Genomic DNA, 17491 nt, shown 5'->3' on the forward strand with positions numbered 1-17491 from the left:
CCTCCGATCAATTCCCGCCGATCAGCTCACGCCCGATCAGCATCCGCCGGATTTCATTGGTTCCCGCGCCAATGTCGAGCAGCTTGCTGTCGCGCCAATACCGCTCCACCGGCCAGTCGGTTGTATAGCCCGCGCCGCCCAGTGCCTGCACCGATTCCTCGGCCACGCGAACGCTGCTCTCCGACGCATACATGATAGCGCCAGCCGCATCAAATCGGGTTGTCTGGCCGCTGTCACAGGCTTTATTGACGGCATAGACATAGGAACGCGCACTGTTCAGACGGACATACATATCGGCAATCTTGCCCTGCATCAGTTGGAACGTGCCAATCGGTTTGCCAAATTGCTTGCGCTCCCGAACATAGGGGATGACCGTATCGAGACAGGCCTGCATCAGGCCGAGCGGGATAGCGGCCAGCACCGCCCGTTCATAATCCAGTCCGGACATCAACACGCCTACGCCGCCGTTAATCGGCCCCATGACATTTTCTTCCGGAACTTCGCAATCATCGAACACGAGTTCTGCGGTAGGGCTGCCTTTCATACCGACTTTCTCGATTTTTTGGCCGATGGAAAAACCTTTCATACCCTTTTCTATCAGAAAAGCGGTTATGCCACCTGACCCCGCTTCGGGCCGGGTTTTTCCATATACCACCAGAGTATCGGCATCGGTTGAATTGGTAATCCAGAATTTCGTGCCGTTCAGAATATATCCGCCCTGCACCGCTTCGGCCTTCAGCTTCATGCTTACGACATCGGACCCTGCCCCGGCCTCTGACATGGCCAGCGAACCGACATGCTCGCCGGAAATCAGTTTCGGCAAATATTTTGCCTTTTGCTCCGGTGTGGCCCAGCGGCGGATCTGGTTGACGCATAGATTACTATGCGCCCCGTAACTAAGCCCCAGTGCGGCGCTGGCCCGGCTAACTTCCTCCACCGCAATAGCATGCTCCAAATAGCCAAGACCCAAACCGCCATGCTCTTCCTCAACGGTCACTCCGTGCAAACCCAGATCGCCCATCTGCTCCCAAAGTTCGCGCGGGAACCAGTCTTCACGATCCATTTTCTGCGCCAGAGGCATGATTTTTTCTTCAGCAAAGCGCCGTGTCGTATCGCGGATCTGGTCGGCCATTTCACCAAGCTGGAAATCAAATTCAGGGGTGGCGATCATATTATTGTCCTTTGCAATATGATTACCCGTTTAACAGATTTGGCGTCAGCTTCTAGTCAATTCCGGCCTGAGAGATAGGTGTAGAGATAGATGTAGAGACGGGTATAGAGTTGGCCGGAGAGATAGCCGGAGCTATGATAGCAGAATTGTCTCTTTTGCCCCTGTAGTGGTTTAAGTCATCATTCCCCTACACAAGCATATTGCGCCGTTTCTTTCTCGCTGCCATAGGCCCGATCATGCTCTATGACCTTGCACGCCCGTTTATTTTCTCGCTTGATGCCGAAAAAGCCCATGGGCTGACTATCGCCGGATTAAAAGCACTGCCGCTTGGGCCGGCACCTAAATCCGATCCCATATTGGCTACCACGCTGGCCGGTTTGAATTTCCCCAATCCCATCGGCATGGCCCCCGGCTTTGATAAAAATGGTGAAGTGCCAGATACGCTGATCCGCATGGGTTTTGGCTTTGCAGAGGTCGGCACTTTGACACCGTTGCCACAGCCCGGAAACCCTAAACCGCGCATATTCCGGCTGGCCAAAGACAAGGCCGTTATCAACCGTTTAGGCTTTAATAATGATGGTCAGGAAACCGCCGCGCCGCGCCTGAAACGGATGCGTAACCGCATGGGTAACGGCGTGCTGGGCATAAACATCGGTGCTAATAAGAACAGTGACGACCGCATTGCCGATTATGTTATCGGCGTTAGAAACATGGCACCGCTGGCGGACTATCTTACGATCAATATATCATCACCCAATACGCCGGGCCTTCGAGCCTTACAGGACAAGGGCGCGCTGGAAGAATTGCTTGCAGCCGTCATGGAGACACGCGATACAGTGGCAGGCAGCGCCCGGAAAGTTCCGGTTTTCCTGAAAGTTGCGCCTGATCTGGAGCCTGCCGATATTGATGATATTGTCGATGTCACGGTCAAACAGAATATCGACGCGCTGATTGTTTCCAACACAACCATTACGCGGCCTTCATTACGGTCGGCCAGTAAAGACGAAACCGGCGGCCTGTCTGGCGCGCCCTTGAAAGACCTTGCGCTGCAACGGTTAAAGGATTTTTACGCTGTTAGCGGCGGCAAAATTCCGTTAATCGGTGTTGGCGGGATTGCTAATGCAGATGATGCCTATGAGCGGATAAAAGCCGGAGCCTCACTGGTGCAGCTGTATACCGCAATGATCTATGAAGGCCCGTTAATGGTCCGGTCTATGAGCTGCGGCTTGGCTCGGCTTTTGAAACGCGACGGATTTTCCTCAGTTGCCGATGCGGTGGGATGCGCCCATAAATGATTTGCCAAAGCAGTGAGCCGTCCATAAACTTGGCGGCATGAAAAAACTGCTGACTTTATTCGCTTTTTCCTTCCTCACACTTTCGGCTGTTCCGGCACTGGCCACTTCGGCAAGCGCGCAATATTCCGGCACTGCTGCTTCCGCCCATCCCGAAGCCACCAAGGCCGGTTTTGAAATATTACAGGCCGGCGGGTCCGCCACTGACGCCGCAATGGCGATGATGCTGGTATTGACCGTGGTGGAACCGCAATCCAGCGGCATTGGCGGCGGTGGATTCTTTTTGCATCATGACGGCAAAACTGGCTGGATGGAAACAATTGACGGGCGGGAAACCGCCCCCGCAGCGGCCAGTTCCGACTGGTTTCTGGATAAAGACGGTCAGCCCATGGGCTATCGTTCAGCGATTCCGGGCGGAAAATCTGTCGGTGTCCCCGGCAATATGCGATTAATGGAAATGGCGCACAAAAAATGGGGCAAGCTGCCATGGGAAAAACTCTTCAAACCCGCGATTAAACTGGCCGAGCAAGGCTATGCGGTCAGCGCGCCGCAGCATGACTGGATAAAACGGCTTGAAAAACTCTGGGTAGATTTTCCTGCCATGCAAAAGCTTTACTGGCGTGACGGCGCAGCGGCTCCGCGCGGCACGATCATCAAAAACCCTGAACTGGGCACATTGCTTCGCGAATTGCAGGCTGGCGGCGCAGATGCCTTTTACACGGGCAAGACCGTCGCAGCCATTTCTGCGGCGGTGGCCAACGCGCCAAGCAATCCGTCCACGCTGACGCAGCAGGATTTCGCCAATTACAGCGCCATATTGCGCGCGCCGGTTTGCTCCAGCTACCGTGAATACCGGATTTGCGGCATGGGGCCGCCCTCTTCGGGCGCGACAACCGTGCTGCAAATACTCGGCTCTATCGAGCGTTTTGATATGGGCGCGCTTTATAAAAACGAACCGGCCCGCGCATGGCATGTGATCGGGGAGGCCATGCAGCTTGCTTATGCCGACCGTGAAAAATATCTGGCGGATCAGGGTTTTGTTTCCGTGCCGGTCGCGGGCCTGATCGACAAGCGCTATCTTGCCAAACGTTCAGCCCTGATCAGCTTGCAAGGCGCACGGACGCGGGTTCCGGACGTAGAAACCTATCCCGCCGGTAGCCCGCCCGGAGCAACTCCGCGCACCGCCGCTATATCGTCGGAAGTGGCTGGCACAACCCATTTCACCGCCGTCGATAAACAGGGCAATATTGCCAATATGACGTCAACCGTCGAAGGACCATTCGGCAGCCAGCTACTCGCCCGCGGTATGGTTTTGAATAACGAATTGACCGACTTCACCTTTGCGCCGGAAAAAAATGGCGCACCTGTGGCGAACCGAGTGCAAGCGGGCAAACGCCCTCTTTCCTCTATGTCACCAACCATTGTCTATGATGCAAATGGACAACCGATACTCGCTTTGGGTTCTGCGGGTGGCAAGCGGATTATCATGCATGTAACCAAAACACTGATTGGCGTGCTGGATTACGGAATGTCGCTAAAAGACGCGATGGCGATGCCCAATATCTATTTCAACCAATCCGGCTTGATCGTCGAGGAGGGCAGCGATCTGGAAAAATTGCAAGATGCGCTGACCCGGCTCGGTCATGTTGTTGAAACTGGCGGCCTGCCCTCAAAACTTGCCGGCGCGCAGAAAACCGATGCGGGCTGGGTCGGCGCAGTGGACCCGCGCAGCACTGGAGAGGCAGTTAGCAGGCTTCCGTAATATAGAAATATTCTGATATTACCGAATGACCATCGAAACCATATCCTAAAAGATTGCCGGATAGTTTTATCCGCGCTAGCCTGTGTTTCCGATGGTGCTAAGCCTTTGATATTATAAGCCGCGCGAGAGGGTGAATAGAGTGTCAGCAAAAACGAAGAAGAACCGCTATCTGGAATTTGACGGGTTCCCAAATCTGGTTTCCATGTTTTTCCAGCGCGCGCGCGAGGGTGGAGACAAACCGTTTTTAAGTGCCAAAATCGACGGCCAGTGGCAGGCAATCAGTTGGGCGGAAGCCGCGCGGCAAGTTGCGGCGCTGGCCAAATCTTTTCAAAAATTGGGCCTAAAACCGGGGGACCGCATCATGCTGGTATCCGACAATTGCCCCCAATGGTGCATCACCGATCTGGCCATCATGGCGGCGCGGTGCATCACTGTTCCGACCTATACCACCAACACGCCGGGCGATCATCAGCATATTTTGGATAATAGCGGCGCAAAGGCCGTGGTCGTCGCAAATCAGAAACTGGCACAAAATCTGATACCGGCGGTATTAAAATCCTCGGAAGCAGATATAGTCATCGGCTTTTCCGATCTTCGCATCGGGCAATCGGGGGAATTTTCAATCCTCCAGTGGAACAATCTGGTGCAGGGCAGCGATGAAGATGTCGCTGAAGTGACGGCTCAAGTTGCTGATATAACCCGCGAAGATGTTGCCTGTATCATATATACCAGCGGCACTGGCGGTAAGCCACGCGGGGTGGTGCAATCACATGGCGCTATATTGCATAATGTCAAAGGTCCGACGGAAGTCATCGAAAATGATTTTGGCTGGGATGATGAGGTTTTTCTGTCTTTTCTGCCGCTGAGCCACGCCTATGAACATAGCGCCGGTCAATTTTTCCCGATGGGGCTGGGTGCAGAGATATATTATTCGGAAGGGCTGGAGAAGCTCGCTTCCAATATTGAGGAGGTTCGGCCTACCATCATGGTTGTGGTGCCTCGCCTGTTTGAAGTGCTACGCCAGCGGCTCATCAAAACGGTTGAAAAACAGGGCAAAATGCCCAGCTATCTGCTCGGCAAGGCGATAGCTATGGAGGAACGTGAGGCAGACGGAAAAAGGCGTTTGCGTGACAAACCGATGGATATTTTCCTGGACAAAACCCTCCGCCCCAAGGTTCAACAACGCTTTGGTGGCCGGATTAAAGCCATGGTATCCGGCGGAGCGCCGTTAAATCCGGAAATTGGTGTGTTTTTCCAATCACTCGGACTGACACTCTTGCAGGGCTATGGCCAAACCGAGTCCGGGCCGATTATCTCTTGTAACCGTCCGCGGGCTGGCCTGAAGATGGATACAGTAGGCCCGCCGATGATTGATACAGAGGTGAAAATTGCCGAGGATGGTGAAATAATGGTTCGCGGCGAACTGGTCATGAAAGGCTATTGGCGCAATCAGGCCGAAACCGAACGCGTGATAAAGGACGGCTGGCTATATACCGGCGACATCGGCATGATTGACGAGGCTGGACGGCTTGCGATTACCGACCGGAAAAAAGACCTGATCGTCAACGACAAGGGGGAGAATGTCGCTCCGCAAAAGGTTGAGGGTATGTTGACACTGCAACCGGAGATTCTCCAAGCCATGATTGCCGGTGACAGACGGCCTTATATGGTTGGCCTGATTGTGCCGGACCCGGAATGGGCACTGGAATGGTCACGCGAAGAAGGCATGACCTATGACTTTTTGAAACTACAGGCCAACCCCGCCTTCAAAACGGCGGTTGGCAAAGCGGTGGACCGTGTGAACAATAGCCTGTCCGTAACCGAAAAAGTCCGCCGGTTTGAATTTGCCGACGAACCGTTCGCAATCGAAAATGAAGAGCTGACGCCCAGCATGAAGATCCGCCGCCACATCATTCGTGACCGCTATGAAGAGCGTCTTAACGCCCTTTACAGGAAATAGGACAAATTAACGAGCCTAGGTGTCGCGCTAAATTATATTCAATCTGACATTTTGGTATAAGGCACGAAATCACTGAAGCTACAGCTATTGATGACTATATCCGATTGCAGATCCTTGACCCGCGCAATCTCTCCACGACATAGGCGCGACGTGGATTTGCGCGTTACCAATGTATAATGTTCCGCATTTCTGCATCCACCATAAGGTTCATTCACATAGATAGTCTTGGGATTGCTGCTACGCTGATAGACCAGATATTTGTCACCGATCACTGTTAGCCTCTCCTGATCAGCCCGGCTGATACAACTCACAGGCTCGCCAGCAGTTCGGCCTTCGACAAGATTGTCAAACCTGGCTTGATCCTTTTCGCTAATTTTGACTTCAGCCGTACCGCTATATGCGGCTGGTGCAGCAAGCATCAATGCCAGCGGCAGAGTAAATATGATTTTACGCATCATGTTTCTCCATTGCCCCGCGAACCGTTCCTTAAACGGCAATCCAAGTCCTCATTATACCATAAAGTTGCAGAAAACCGAAACCGGGTTCAGAAATTATCTTTCGCTTCCCGTCGTTCTGCCAATTGCTCAACCGATGACGCCCGCATGAACGGGTTCGTTGCTAATTCCAGTGCAATTGTGGTCGGAACTGTTGCCTCTCCCCTGCTCCGCGCAGCCAGGACTTTCTCCATACGCTCTTTGAGTGCCTGATTGTCCGGCTCTGCGACCAGCGCATATTCGCCGTTGGCCTGTGTATATTCATGAGCGCAATAAACCTTCGTATCGCTGGGCAATTTTGAAAGTTTTTGCATATTATCATACATTTGCGCCGCCGTACCTTCAAACAGGCGACCACAGCCCATTGCGAAAAGCGTATCACCGACAAACACGATTTTTTCCTTTGCGAGGTGAAAAGCAATATGCCCCGCTGTATGGGCCGGAACGTCGATCACATCGGCCACAACTTCGCCCAGACGCACTGTATCCCCCTGTTTCACCAGAGTATCCAACGTCGGAATACGGTCTTTTTCCGCTTCGGGGCCAGTGATATGACATCCCGTCGCTTCCTTGATTGCCGCATTACCGCCGGTATGGTCGGGATGCCAGTGGGTGTTCCATATCTGGGTAATTTTCCAACCGCGCTTGTCCGCCTCGGCCAATACCGGCTCGGCCACAGCAGGATCAACGACCATGGTTTCTTTGGAAACCGCTTCATGGACCAGCCAGACATAATTGTCGGACAATACGGGAATACGGATGATTTCAAGCATGGCTGGTAATTTAGGACACAGTATCTTCCCTGTCGAGGGTTAACGACAAAATAACCAATGCCGCTTAGCAACTATGAACTCGAACATAGAAAAAAAACGAGGGCAAAGCTTTTGAATTTGAACGAAAGCTTTCCCGGAACGATCCATTAGAAAGGGCCGAAATTTGCGCCTACCCGCTGCATTTCTGGCATTATTTATATTTTTCATTGCACCGATGTTTTCCGGTCCGACGCACGCTGCCGTTCCTTTGTCTAATGAGCTGTGTACATATAGCACAGCTATAAACGGCACCATCGACGATATATTAAGGGTCAGTGACAAATTTGACTGCTCTGACCAGAAATATGCAGTTAGCGGGCCGCGCGTATGGGTCAAAATACCGTTCAAGGATGCTGCCATTCAAGATGGTGCGGTCGAGGTCCAGAGCGATAGTAGCGGCCTCTCATCCATGGCTTTATATGCCGTTCTTGATGACGGCAGCGTTCGCTCTGCTGAATTTTCGGAAAGCGAAGTCATCCATAGCTGGCGGCCCAAAGGCTATTTCGGACTGGTCGTGCCAGGCTCTGAAGATCCGCAAATCCGGCAGAATATCCAACATGTCTATGTTGCGATGAACAATCCCAAAGTGTCCAGCTCCATTTTGCTTTTGCAACTTGCATCAAAGGAAGCGTCGAACAAACTTGTGCTGCCCCTGTCAGTGATGTTCGCTATCCTGTGCGGCATGGCGCTCATGCCTCTTTTCTATAATATTTTCTTCTATGGCGCGCTTCGTCACAGCTTTTTGCTCTGGCATAGTCTTATGATTACAGCCAGTGTGATCTATACATTCAGTTCTTCCGGCCTGATTTTCATTGCCTTTCCGGACACTACACTGACGACTAAATTCCTGCTTAATTACTGGACTTTGGCAATCGCCATTGCGGCCAGCGGCTTCTTTCTGGTTCGTTACATAGAACCAGGAAAAATAGCCAAATGGTTAGAATCGACCATTCTACTAACAGCGGTGTTTCCGGTATTTGTCACCGCTCTGGCCCTGCGTTTTGATGGGGGATATAATCTGGAAGGGCGTCACTATTACCACGCAGCCTTCCTGCCTTATTTCTTCGTTGTTATATATTCGATGTTCCACGCGTGGCGGCGGGGCAGCCAAGCAATCTGGTATCAAATAATAGCCTGGACCCCGATCCTTTGCTTCACTCTTGATCGTATCTTGCGCGGCATGGATGTTTATGTTGGTATTCCGGCAATGGATTACGGCCTGTATTTCGTACTGGTCGCTGAAACAATCATATTGGCCTTTGGTGTCGCCCACCGCATCATGCAGTTGCGACTTGCTCATGAAGACACGTTACTTAAACAGGCTGAACTGACATTGCTCGCAGAAACTGATGGCCTGACCAGCATCGGGAACCGCCGTGCATTTGAAAATGCCTTCAAGGTAAATCGCGGCAACCAAAGCTATGATCATCTTGCCATTTTGGACATTGATCTGTTTAAGCGCGTTAATGATTTATACGGGCACGAAGTGGGTGATGACGTGTTGCGGATTGTTGGTCAGGAACTACAAAAAACACGTCATTTTGCTGCCCGTATTGGTGGTGAGGAGTTTGCGTTACTGCTTGCAAAGGACGGACGGGAGAACCGCAAAGAGCCTCCCGCCACAGAATTGACCCGGATATGCGAAAGCCTGATCCGGGCGGTGCACCGGCACGTTCCGGTAATCAAAGATCCCGTTACATTTTCCGCTGGAATTGCCGCCATTACCGAACAGTCATCGCTGCGATCAACTATGTCCGTGGCCGACCGGCGGCTTTATACTGCCAAGAATAATGGCCGAAACCAGGTCATCAGCTTTGACTTGCCACAAATACCAAGGGGCACTCGTGACGCGGCATAAGCTACCAGTGACCGATATTTTCCATGCTGGCCCATGGCTCCTGCGCCGGCAAAGCATCACCGGCCTGTAATAATTCTACCGATATATTGTCCGGTGTCCGCACAAAGGCCATATGTCCGTCGCGTGGAGGCCGGTTGATTGTCACACCGGCATCCATCAATGTCTGGCAAATCTGGTAAATATTATCGACCCGGTAAGCGAGATGGCCAAAATTGCGCCCTTCGTCATATTCTTCCGGGGGGCTATCTTCGCTGGGCCAGTTATAGGTTAATTCAACTTCTGCGATGTCTTTTTGGCCCGGTGCGGCGAGAAAGATAAGTGTAAAGCGGCCTTGCTCGCTATCATAGCGGCGCACTTCTTCAAGGCCAAGGAGGTTGAAAAACTGTATTGTTGCATCGGGGTCACTGACCCGCAACATGGTGTGTAGATATTGAATTGGCATAGAGGGGAACTCCGTTTATCGTTATTCAGACACGGTTCATCGCGGCTGACGCAATGTCCGAATGTCTCAGTCAATATAGTTTAGAATGATAGGAACGGGAGGGAAAGCACTATGAGCGAATATACTGACAATGGGGGGATTCTAGGAAAGCGAAACAATGTTTTGTTGGCCAGCGCAGGACTGCTGACCATCGGGATGATTGTTGGCGGCTATCTGCTTGGCGATGGGTTGCTCCGTTCCAAAATGGCAGACCGTAGCGTCACAGTGCGCGGGCTTTCTGAACGTGAAGTGACAGCGGATCTGGCAACCTGGACCATCGCCTATAGTGCTCAGAGCAGTAACCTTGCCACAGCGCAAGCCGACATTGATGCCGATACCGCAGCGATTAGCAAGTTTTTTAGCGAACTTGGCTTTGAAGCAGATGCGCTGAAACCCACGGGCGTCAACGTCAATCAATATACGAATAACGGTATTCCCCAATATACAATCCGCCAGCGGCTTTCTCTTCGCACCACTGATATTGAAAAAGCACAGGCCGCCGTTGCCCGCCAATTTGATCTGGTCCGCCGCGGCGTTGTGCTGGAGGACGGGTCGGGCATGAGCTATAATTTCACCAAGCTTGAAGACATTAAACCGGCAATGGTCGCAGAGGCCACCAAAGACGCCCGCAAAGCTGCCCAGCAATTTGCCGAAGACAGCGGAACCGATGTCGGCGGGATCAAATCCGCAACCCAAGGCTATTTCTCGATCAACTCCCGCGATGGAGATGGCGGCGGATATGGCGTGACTGATACGCCCTATAAAAAAGTGCGCGTTGTCACGACAGTTAATTTCTATCTCGATTAAACACAGGAGCTTAAGCCAGCATCATGCACTATCGTAACGTCCGGAATCTCATGGGCGCTCTCCTCCTGCCCGCCATGCTGTCGTTTAGTCCGTTAAAGGCTGCTACAGATGATACTGCCGAAACTCCGGAGACTTATGGCATAACTGCCGAAACAGAAAACCATAGGTTCCTGTATAGCTACCCTAAGGCGCTGGCCCGTGAGCCGGCTTTGTCCGGCTACCTGAGCAACAAAGCTCTGGGCGAGGCTATAATTTTTTCCGCAGATTCCGACCGCGACCATGCAGAGGCAGTGGCCAGAATGGGAAATGGGTACAGGCTTAAGCCCTATGATTATCAGGTCCTATGGACCGAGGAAGCAGAAACCTCCACCTACATCAGCCTGTCGCGCAGCATATATCAATATCTTGGCGGCGCACATGGCATGTCCACAACCACCAGCCTGCTGTGGGACAAAAATGCTGACGGGCCGGTCGAAACCATGGCATTATTTGGCGCAGAAAGATTTGATCAGGCATTGCAAAAGGCGTTTTGCGAACAGTTAAATATCCAGCGCGCGGAAAAGCGCGGTCATCCCGTAGACGCCAATAGCGAGGATGGTTTTGACGCATGTATCACTCCCTCGGAACAGACCGTGATATTGGGATCGGCAAAGGGCGCGCGTTTTGACACTGTGTCTATCAACGTTGCTCCCTATGAAGCCGGGCCTTATGTCGAGGGTTCCTATCAGGTGGACCTACCCGTGACACGGACGATTATCAGCGCGGTCAAACCCGAATATCGCAAGCATTTTGCGATTAGATAAGCTCAGCCCGATTAGGTATAAGCAGACCTATTGCGAAACGTCGGTTGCTAATTGCTCAAGATATTTCTGCGCTGCTTTAGCTGAGCGGCTTTGGGCGTCCATCTTTACCGCCTTTTCCCAATTGGCTTTTGCCTCGACCAGATCACCGCCTGCATAAGCGATATTACCCGCTTCCAGCGCAATCGCCGGGTCTTGCGAAGCCAGCTTGGCAGCTACCTGAATATCCGCCTTGGCCAGTGCCAGATCATTTTGACGACGCGCCAAAGTTGCGGATAAAAGCCAGCCCAGCGGGTCTTGCGGGGCCAGTTTTTGGACCATTGCAAATTCCTCTCTGGCGGCATCATAATTATCCATCGCAACATGCACGCGTGCGCGGTCCAGATGCACCTCGCCCTTTTGCAAGCCCGTCAGGCTATTTTGCACCAAAGCGGCATTAAGATATTCCAGCGCTTTTTCCAGCTGATCTCCAGCCAGGGCAGCATTGCCAGCCTGTGCCCAGAAATTGGCTGTCCGGGGATATTTGGCAATCTCTGCTTCACGCGCGGCTTCTACGAAACTTGTGGTGGCCGCGCTCCAGTTAAATTGCTCGGCATAAGCAAATCCCAGACAGTGCCGGGCCAAAAATCCGCCACCTTCCATGCGCCATTTATTGGCTGCGACAATCCCGCTAGGCGGGTCATCCACCGCCAGATCAACACATTCGTTAAACCGCACTTCGGTCATCGTCATGGGAACCGACAGACCGGAACCAGCCTGCTCGGGAACAGGTTGATCAGGACTAGCTTGATAATCCGGAGCGGCAAGAGCCAAAGCAAGAGTTATAAACATACGAACATCCAAATCGAGGCATACGGCCAAATCAGGGCTTCAAGAAAGCCGTGACACCACATCAATCAAAAGATGAATATCCTGATCGCGTGACAAGCGGTGATCGCCATCTTTTACCAGATGCACCTGCACATCGGCTGAACGTATTTTCTTGGCGATTTCGATTGCATAAGGCCATGGCACATCGGCATCTTCCTGTCCGTGCAGCAATCGCACCGCACCATCAAAGGCAATTTCTTCCTTGTGGAGCAGGCGATTAGCTTCACCGGACTGCCAGAATATCTTGGTCGTGACATAGGGATCATCGCTATATTCACTATGTTCTTCCAGCTTGCCTTCGCGCAGGATGGTCATTTTCTGGTCTTGTGAAAAACCCCAGTCGGTGAAATCGGGCGCCGCGGCAATACCGACTATCGCCTTCACCCGCATAGGCCGCGCGAGCGCCACAAGCAGCATCAGCCACCCGCCCATGGATGATCCGACCAGTGTGAGCGAACCGGATGTCAGTTTCTCGATCAGGAAAAGCACATCATCGCGCCACCCGGTCAGGCTCTGTTCTTCAAATGCGCCGCCGCTTGCTCCGCATCCGGCATAGTCAAGCCGCAACATCGCGCGTCCTTGTTCCTTTGCCCATGCATCAAGCGCCAGTGCCTTGCCACCTTCCATATCCGACATATAGCCGGGCAGAAATACCAGCGTGCTGCCCTTTACCCCCGGTTTGGCTGGGTGGTAACAATAAGCCAGATTAGCCCCGCCGGGGCGTTCGAGATAGTGTATTTCATCTTCCATAGCCCGCTTATTAAGCGGCAGCAGCTAAATAGACAATTACCAAACATAGAATAGCGATCACGGCCATCGCGCCACGGCCCAATGCGGGGCGTTTCAATTTGGGTAATAATCCGGAAAGCTGTGCTGGCGGCGAACCGATAAAACCAACTTGCCAATGCGGACGCGCCTTGATCCCGTCCTCAAGACCGAAAATATGTGAACCACCCTTCAGGCCGCGATACACCAGATCGCCAAAATAATAGGCTTCGCTACGCCATTCATTTTCATAGAACAGAAAAGTCTTGCCAATCGTTTCCATCCGGACAGAGCGCTTGCGCGCACCCTTTGTTTCGCGGTGCCAGATGGAAATATTATCGTCCATGAAGAATTACCCTTATTTTGCAGTAAGTTATAGACCTATACCCTAATATGTTTGCAAAATGGTTGAGATGAAATCCGCCCTCCCTACACTCCATACCGTCGTTCCCGCGAAGGCGGGAATCCAGCTTACTCTGCACGGCTTTGATAGCTGGATTCCCGCCTTCGCGGGAATGACGCAGATGGAGTCGGCATGAAGGATTAATGATTTGATGCTGTGCATGACTTAAAATCCTTTCCTACCAAGAGCCATCCGTCTATGAACGCCGCGGTTGACTTGGCGGGACCACGGCCTAAGTCAATAAAAGCCATGAATCGCTGTTTGCCACGGTTCCTTGGTGTGAACTTAGTGAACTTAAGAGATACATGTACCCATGACCAAGATGATAAAAATCACCCTTCCCGACGGCAGCGCGCGTGAAGTGGCATCGGGTACGACACCGGCGCAAATTGCCGCCGATATTGGCCCCGGCCTTGCCAAGGCGGCTTTGGCTGCGCGCATTGACGGCGAGATCCGCGACATCACGCGGCCATTGGAAGATGATACCGAACTGGCGCTCATCACTTCGCGCGACGAAGCGGAGGCGCTTGAACTGGCGCGTCACGACTTTGCCCATGTGTTAGCCGAAGCGGTGCAAAACCTGTATCCCGGTACGCAAATCACCTTTGGCCCTTCCACCGATGACGGCTTTTATTATGATTTTGCGCCCGCGGGAGATCCGTTTACCGACGACGACCTGCCCAAGATCGAAGAGGAAATGCGCCGGATTATCAAGGCTGACAAACCATTGCGCCGCGAAGTGTGGGACCGCAATGACCTGATCGCGCTGTGGGAAAAAGACGGAGAGACATTCAAGGCAGAATGGGCGGCCGAGCTTCCCGAAGATGATGAAATTACGGTTTACTGGTCCGGTGATGACTGGATGGACATGTGCCGCGGTCCGCATCTCGCCTCTACCGGCAAACTTGACCCGCAAGCCTTTCAATTGACGCGCGTGTCCGGTGCCTATTGGCGCGGTGATCAGCGCAATCCGCAATTGTCGCGTATTTACGGCACGGGCTGGCTCAACAAGAAACAGCTCAAGGCGCATCTGGTCCGGCTGGAAGAAGCGGCCAAGCGCGATCACCGCAAGCTGGGTCAGGAAATGGACCTATTCCACTTTCAACCCGAAGCGCAAGGATCAGTATTCTGGCACAGCCAGGGCTATGTGATGTGGCGCGAGCTGGAAGCCTATATGCGGCGCAAGCTGGACGGCGCGGACTATAAAGAAGTCAAAACCCCGCAAATCATGGATGCCCGCCAGTGGGAAGCATCGGGCCATTGGGGTAAATATCGCGAAAATATGTTCGTGGTACCCGACGAAGTGCCCAATGTGGACGATGATGCGCCGGTTATCTCTGCAGATGCCGATATGATGGCTTTGAAACCGATGAACTGTCCGGCGCATGTCCTGATTTTCCGTCAGGGAATCAAAAGTTACCGCGACCTGCCGATGCGTATGGCGGAATTTGGTTGCTGTCACCGAAACGAACCGCACGGCGCACTCCATGGATTGCTCCGCGTGCGACAATTTACGCAGGATGACGCGCATATTTTCTGTCGCGAGGACCAGATTGTCGATGAAGTCCGGCATTTTTGTGATCTGCTTGACGAAATCTACAAGGATCTCGGCTTTGAAAGCTATGCGATCAAACTGGCGCTGCGTCCCGAAAAGCGTTTTGGTAGCGACGAAATGTGGGACAAGGCGGAACAGAATTTGCGCGATGCCGTGCATCAGGCGGGCCGTGCGGGCGAAGAATATGCGTGGGAAGAGCTGGAGGGTGAAGGCGCTTTCTATTCGCCAAAACTGGAGTTTCACCTGACCGACGCGATTGGCCGGACGTGGCAATGCGGGACGATCCAGCTAGACTATGTCCTGCCAGAACGGCTCGATGCCAGCTATATTGGCGAGGATGGCGCACGCCACCGCCCCGTCATGCTGCACCGCGCGATATTGGGCACGTTCGAGCGTTTTCTGGGCATCATGATCGAACATCATGCCGGACGCATGCCATCTTGGCTGGCCCCCACGCAAGCGGTTGTTGCAACGATTGTGACGGATGCCAATGACTATGCAACAGAAGTAACCGCAAAGCTGAAAGCTGCCGGAATCCGGGTGGAAGCCGATCTGCGTAACGAAAAAATCAACTATAAGGTGCGCGAACATTCGCTCGCCAAAGTGCCTAATATATTGGTCGTGGGCATGCGCGAGGCCGAAGAGGGCAAGGTTGCCCTACGCAAATTGGGCCAGAAGGAACAGCTCTTCCTTACGCTGGAAGAAGCGGTTGCGATGTTGAAAGAAGAAGCTCTGGCCCCCGATCTGAAAGAAGCGGCAAATTGACATTATTGTTCGTGATTCCGCCCATTGATCCGGACGCTGTTAGACATTAGATATACAGAATAATTTGCGACCGAAGCGATTTAACGCTATTGGCCGCTTCATTATAGCAATCAGGAGTATATAACATAGCTGCACCACCACGCCGTCCAACGCCGCCCGTCAAAGGCGGTCCGCGTTTCAACAATTTGATTATTTCGGGCACTGTTCGGGTCATTGACGATAAAGGTGAAAACCTTGGCGTAATGAATACGGGCGAAGCGATTGAGCGAGCCAAGGAAGTTGGCCTCGATCTCGTAGAAGTATCCCCGAATGCCTCCCCGCCAGTCGCAAAATTCCTTGACGTCGGCAAATTCAAATATGAAGCCCAGAAAAAGGCTAATGCGGCGCGTAAAACGCAAAAAGTGCAGGACGTTAAAGAAATCAAGATGCGTCCGAATATCGACGATCATGATTATATGGTGAAGATGAAAAACGTCACCAAATTTATCGACAATGGCGACAAGGTAAAAGTCACCCTGCGTTTTCGTGGTCGTGAAATGTCGCACCAGCAGCTTGGGATGCAATTGTTGCAGCGTGTGCAGGAAGACATGAAAGAAACCGCGAAGGTCGAAGCCTATCCAAAGCTGGAAGGCCGGCAGATGTTAATGGTGCTGTGCCCCAAATAAACATCACCCCGTCATTCCCGCACTGGCAGGAATGACGGTTAATGTGGCTTAGCTTACCGGCTTTGCGCGATATTTTGCGGAAAAATGCTTTTTTAGATTGGCCAATTTCGGTTTGTCCCAGCGCAAGATATAACCGTTCCGGGGGTTCTTCTGCATGAAATCCTGATGGTTGGTTTCCGCGGGATAAAAGGCTTTATAGGCCTCGACCGTCGTTACAATGGGCCGGTTCCAATATTTACCGGCATTAAGCTGGGCCAGATATACCCGCGCTGCTTTGGCCTGTGCCTTGTTCATCGGTATCAGCGCACTGCGATAATGTTTACCGCGATCGGGTCCTTGAGCATTCATCATCGTTGGGTCGTGGACCACTGAAAAGAATATCTGCATTAACTGGCCATAGCTAATCACGTCCGGGTCATAAATGACGCGCACCGCTTCGGCATGATCGGTCATTCCCGCGCTGACCAGCTTGTAAGATGCGGACCGCTTACCACCGCCATGATAGCCCGACACCGCGCTGATTACACCTTTGGTATGTTCAAACACGCCCTCCACACCCCAAAAACAGCCACCGGCAAATATGGCGACGGCACGATTACCCTTTTCGGGCGCGTCAATACGGGGAGCAGGAATGATTACCGCTCTTTCAGCGGCATAGGCCTCACCGGCAAACAGGTTATTCTCATCGGGAGAAGCGGCGTTGATACCAACCCACACTATAGCAAAAGCAGCAAGGCTTGCGCCGACGATAGCTATTTTGGGAAAGGTCGTATTCATATCAAACGCCTTTCTGTTTTCATCGGACCTAGTGCATCACCTGCTGAGCGTTGCTAATAGCCGAAGAGGAATATTGATTAAAACTCTGCTGCTCGTCAGCCGGCTGCATGAAAAACAGGGCAAGCGCGCCGAGGATGAACCCGCCGCTCAAGCTATATGTCAAATCTGATTTCAAAAACCTCGGCATAATTTAACCCTTGTGACTATTCGTTGTCTGGTCACTTTTGACCCTGATCCGGAATGTCTCCTGATTC

The 17491-nt window shown here is 52.5% G+C and carries 16 protein-coding genes; 8 read left to right on the forward strand and 8 right to left on the reverse strand.

Features of this window, described 5'->3' with window-relative positions; translation table 11 throughout:
- Positions 1-7 precede the first annotated feature (7 nt).
- A complete protein-coding gene (locus AB1K62_RS10255; RefSeq protein WP_367003451.1) occupies positions 8-1171 on the reverse strand; it encodes an isovaleryl-CoA dehydrogenase in 1164 nt (387 codons plus the stop codon).
- 236 nt (positions 1172-1407) lie between these two features.
- Between AB1K62_RS10255 and AB1K62_RS10260 the strand changes: the two genes are divergently transcribed.
- The 3 genes from AB1K62_RS10260 (at position 1408) to AB1K62_RS10270 (ending at position 6185) form a co-directional block, all read left to right on the forward strand.
- On the forward strand, positions 1408-2466 hold the full coding sequence (locus tag AB1K62_RS10260) for a quinone-dependent dihydroorotate dehydrogenase (RefSeq protein ID WP_367003452.1): 1059 nt from the start codon (positions 1408-1410) through the stop codon (positions 2464-2466).
- Positions 2467-2503: 37 nt separating this feature from the next.
- On the forward strand, positions 2504-4225 hold the full coding sequence (ggt, locus tag AB1K62_RS10265) for a gamma-glutamyltransferase (protein WP_367003453.1): 1722 nt from the start codon (positions 2504-2506) through the stop codon (positions 4223-4225).
- A 202-nt stretch (positions 4226-4427) separates the two neighbouring features.
- Positions 4428-6185: an AMP-dependent synthetase/ligase gene (locus tag AB1K62_RS10270; RefSeq protein ID WP_367003686.1), complete on the forward strand. Its 1758-nt coding sequence runs from the start codon at positions 4428-4430 to the stop codon at positions 6183-6185.
- A 38-nt stretch (positions 6186-6223) separates the two neighbouring features.
- On the opposite strand, the gene AB1K62_RS10275 is transcribed toward AB1K62_RS10270, so the two are convergent.
- Together AB1K62_RS10275 and gloB are read right to left on the reverse strand one after the other, a co-directional pair.
- Positions 6224-6643, reverse strand: a complete 420-nt coding sequence (locus AB1K62_RS10275; protein ID WP_367003454.1) for a hypothetical protein — start codon at positions 6641-6643, stop codon at positions 6224-6226.
- A gap of 86 nt (positions 6644-6729) precedes the next feature.
- On the reverse strand, positions 6730-7452 hold the full coding sequence (gene gloB / locus AB1K62_RS10280; RefSeq protein WP_367003455.1) for a hydroxyacylglutathione hydrolase: 723 nt from the start codon (positions 7450-7452) through the stop codon (positions 6730-6732).
- Positions 7453-7615: 163 nt separating this feature from the next.
- On the opposite strand from gloB, the gene AB1K62_RS10285 reads away from it, so the two are divergent.
- A complete protein-coding gene (locus AB1K62_RS10285; protein WP_367003456.1) occupies positions 7616-9349 on the forward strand; it encodes a diguanylate cyclase in 1734 nt (577 codons plus the stop codon).
- 1 nt (position 9350) lies between these two features.
- Here the strand turns inward: AB1K62_RS10285 and AB1K62_RS10290 are convergent, their stop codons facing one another.
- Positions 9351-9791 carry a VOC family protein gene (locus AB1K62_RS10290; protein ID WP_367003457.1) on the reverse strand — a complete coding sequence of 147 codons (441 nt, stop codon included), beginning with the start codon at positions 9789-9791 and terminating at the stop codon, positions 9351-9353.
- 111 nt (positions 9792-9902) lie between these two features.
- Here AB1K62_RS10290 and AB1K62_RS10295 point away from each other — a divergent pair, with 111 nt between their 5' ends.
- Both AB1K62_RS10295 and AB1K62_RS10300 read left to right on the forward strand, forming a co-directional pair.
- The gene (locus tag AB1K62_RS10295; protein WP_367003458.1) at positions 9903-10637 is read left to right on the forward strand and encodes an SIMPL domain-containing protein; all 735 of its coding nucleotides are present in this window, start codon (positions 9903-9905) and stop codon (positions 10635-10637) included.
- Positions 10638-10660: 23 nt separating this feature from the next.
- Positions 10661-11440 (forward strand): DUF4163 domain-containing protein, encoded by a 780-nt coding sequence (locus AB1K62_RS10300; RefSeq protein ID WP_367003459.1) that lies wholly within the window; start codon positions 10661-10663, stop codon positions 11438-11440.
- 27 nt (positions 11441-11467) lie between these two features.
- On the opposite strand, the gene AB1K62_RS10305 is transcribed toward AB1K62_RS10300, so the two are convergent.
- From AB1K62_RS10305 to AB1K62_RS10315, 3 genes are read right to left on the reverse strand one after another with little or no spacing between them, the layout of a single operon-like run.
- A complete protein-coding gene (locus AB1K62_RS10305) occupies positions 11468-12268 on the reverse strand; it encodes a hypothetical protein (RefSeq protein ID WP_367003460.1) in 801 nt (266 codons plus the stop codon).
- 39 nt (positions 12269-12307) lie between these two features.
- Positions 12308-13057, reverse strand: coding sequence for an alpha/beta hydrolase (locus AB1K62_RS10310; RefSeq protein WP_367003461.1), 750 nt, complete (start codon positions 13055-13057; stop codon positions 12308-12310).
- Between the two features lie 10 nt (positions 13058-13067).
- Positions 13068-13418: a hypothetical protein gene (locus AB1K62_RS10315; RefSeq protein ID WP_367003462.1), complete on the reverse strand. Its 351-nt coding sequence runs from the start codon at positions 13416-13418 to the stop codon at positions 13068-13070.
- A 370-nt stretch (positions 13419-13788) separates the two neighbouring features.
- On the opposite strand from AB1K62_RS10315, the gene thrS reads away from it, so the two are divergent.
- Together thrS and infC are read left to right on the forward strand one after the other, a co-directional pair.
- Entirely contained in the window at positions 13789-15795 is a 2007-nt protein-coding gene (gene thrS, locus AB1K62_RS10320; RefSeq protein ID WP_367003463.1) for a threonine--tRNA ligase, read from the forward strand.
- A gap of 125 nt (positions 15796-15920) precedes the next feature.
- Positions 15921-16460, forward strand: a complete 540-nt coding sequence (infC, locus tag AB1K62_RS10325; protein WP_367003687.1) for a translation initiation factor IF-3 — start codon at positions 15921-15923, stop codon at positions 16458-16460.
- A 48-nt stretch (positions 16461-16508) separates the two neighbouring features.
- Here the strand turns inward: infC and msrA are convergent, their stop codons facing one another.
- Positions 16509-17237, reverse strand: coding sequence for a peptide-methionine (S)-S-oxide reductase MsrA (msrA, locus tag AB1K62_RS10330; RefSeq protein ID WP_367003464.1), 729 nt, complete (start codon positions 17235-17237; stop codon positions 16509-16511).
- Between the last annotated feature and the right edge of the window lie 254 nt (positions 17238-17491).

This window comes from Parasphingorhabdus sp. JC815, from assembly GCF_040717415.1.
Taxonomy (GTDB): Bacteria; Pseudomonadota; Alphaproteobacteria; order Sphingomonadales; family Sphingomonadaceae; genus Parasphingorhabdus.

Excerpts from the sequence above, each read along its gene's own strand:
- AB1K62_RS10255 (WP_367003451.1), bottom strand. The coding sequence starts at position 1,171 with ATGATCGCCACCCCTGAATTTGATTTCCAGCTTGGTGAAATGGCCGAC.
- AB1K62_RS10260 (WP_367003452.1), top strand. The coding sequence starts at position 1,408 with ATGCTCTATGACCTTGCACGCCCGTTTATTTTCTCGCTTGATGCCGAA.
- ggt (WP_367003453.1), top strand. The coding sequence starts at position 2,504 with ATGAAAAAACTGCTGACTTTATTCGCTTTTTCCTTCCTCACACTTTCG.
- AB1K62_RS10270 (WP_367003686.1), top strand. The coding sequence starts at position 4,428 with ATGTTTTTCCAGCGCGCGCGCGAGGGTGGAGACAAACCGTTTTTAAGT.
- AB1K62_RS10275 (WP_367003454.1), bottom strand. The coding sequence starts at position 6,643 with ATGATGCGTAAAATCATATTTACTCTGCCGCTGGCATTGATGCTTGCT.
- gloB (WP_367003455.1), bottom strand. The coding sequence starts at position 7,452 with ATGCTTGAAATCATCCGTATTCCCGTATTGTCCGACAATTATGTCTGG.
- AB1K62_RS10290 (WP_367003457.1), bottom strand. The coding sequence starts at position 9,791 with ATGCCAATTCAATATCTACACACCATGTTGCGGGTCAGTGACCCCGAT.
- AB1K62_RS10295 (WP_367003458.1), top strand. The coding sequence starts at position 9,903 with ATGAGCGAATATACTGACAATGGGGGGATTCTAGGAAAGCGAAACAAT.
- AB1K62_RS10300 (WP_367003459.1), top strand. The coding sequence starts at position 10,661 with ATGCACTATCGTAACGTCCGGAATCTCATGGGCGCTCTCCTCCTGCCC.
- AB1K62_RS10305 (WP_367003460.1), bottom strand. The coding sequence starts at position 12,268 with ATGTTTATAACTCTTGCTTTGGCTCTTGCCGCTCCGGATTATCAAGCT.
- AB1K62_RS10310 (WP_367003461.1), bottom strand. The coding sequence starts at position 13,057 with ATGGAAGATGAAATACACTATCTCGAACGCCCCGGCGGGGCTAATCTG.
- AB1K62_RS10315 (WP_367003462.1), bottom strand. The coding sequence starts at position 13,418 with ATGGACGATAATATTTCCATCTGGCACCGCGAAACAAAGGGTGCGCGC.
- thrS (WP_367003463.1), top strand. The coding sequence starts at position 13,789 with ATGACCAAGATGATAAAAATCACCCTTCCCGACGGCAGCGCGCGTGAA.
- msrA (WP_367003464.1), bottom strand. The coding sequence starts at position 17,237 with ATGAATACGACCTTTCCCAAAATAGCTATCGTCGGCGCAAGCCTTGCT.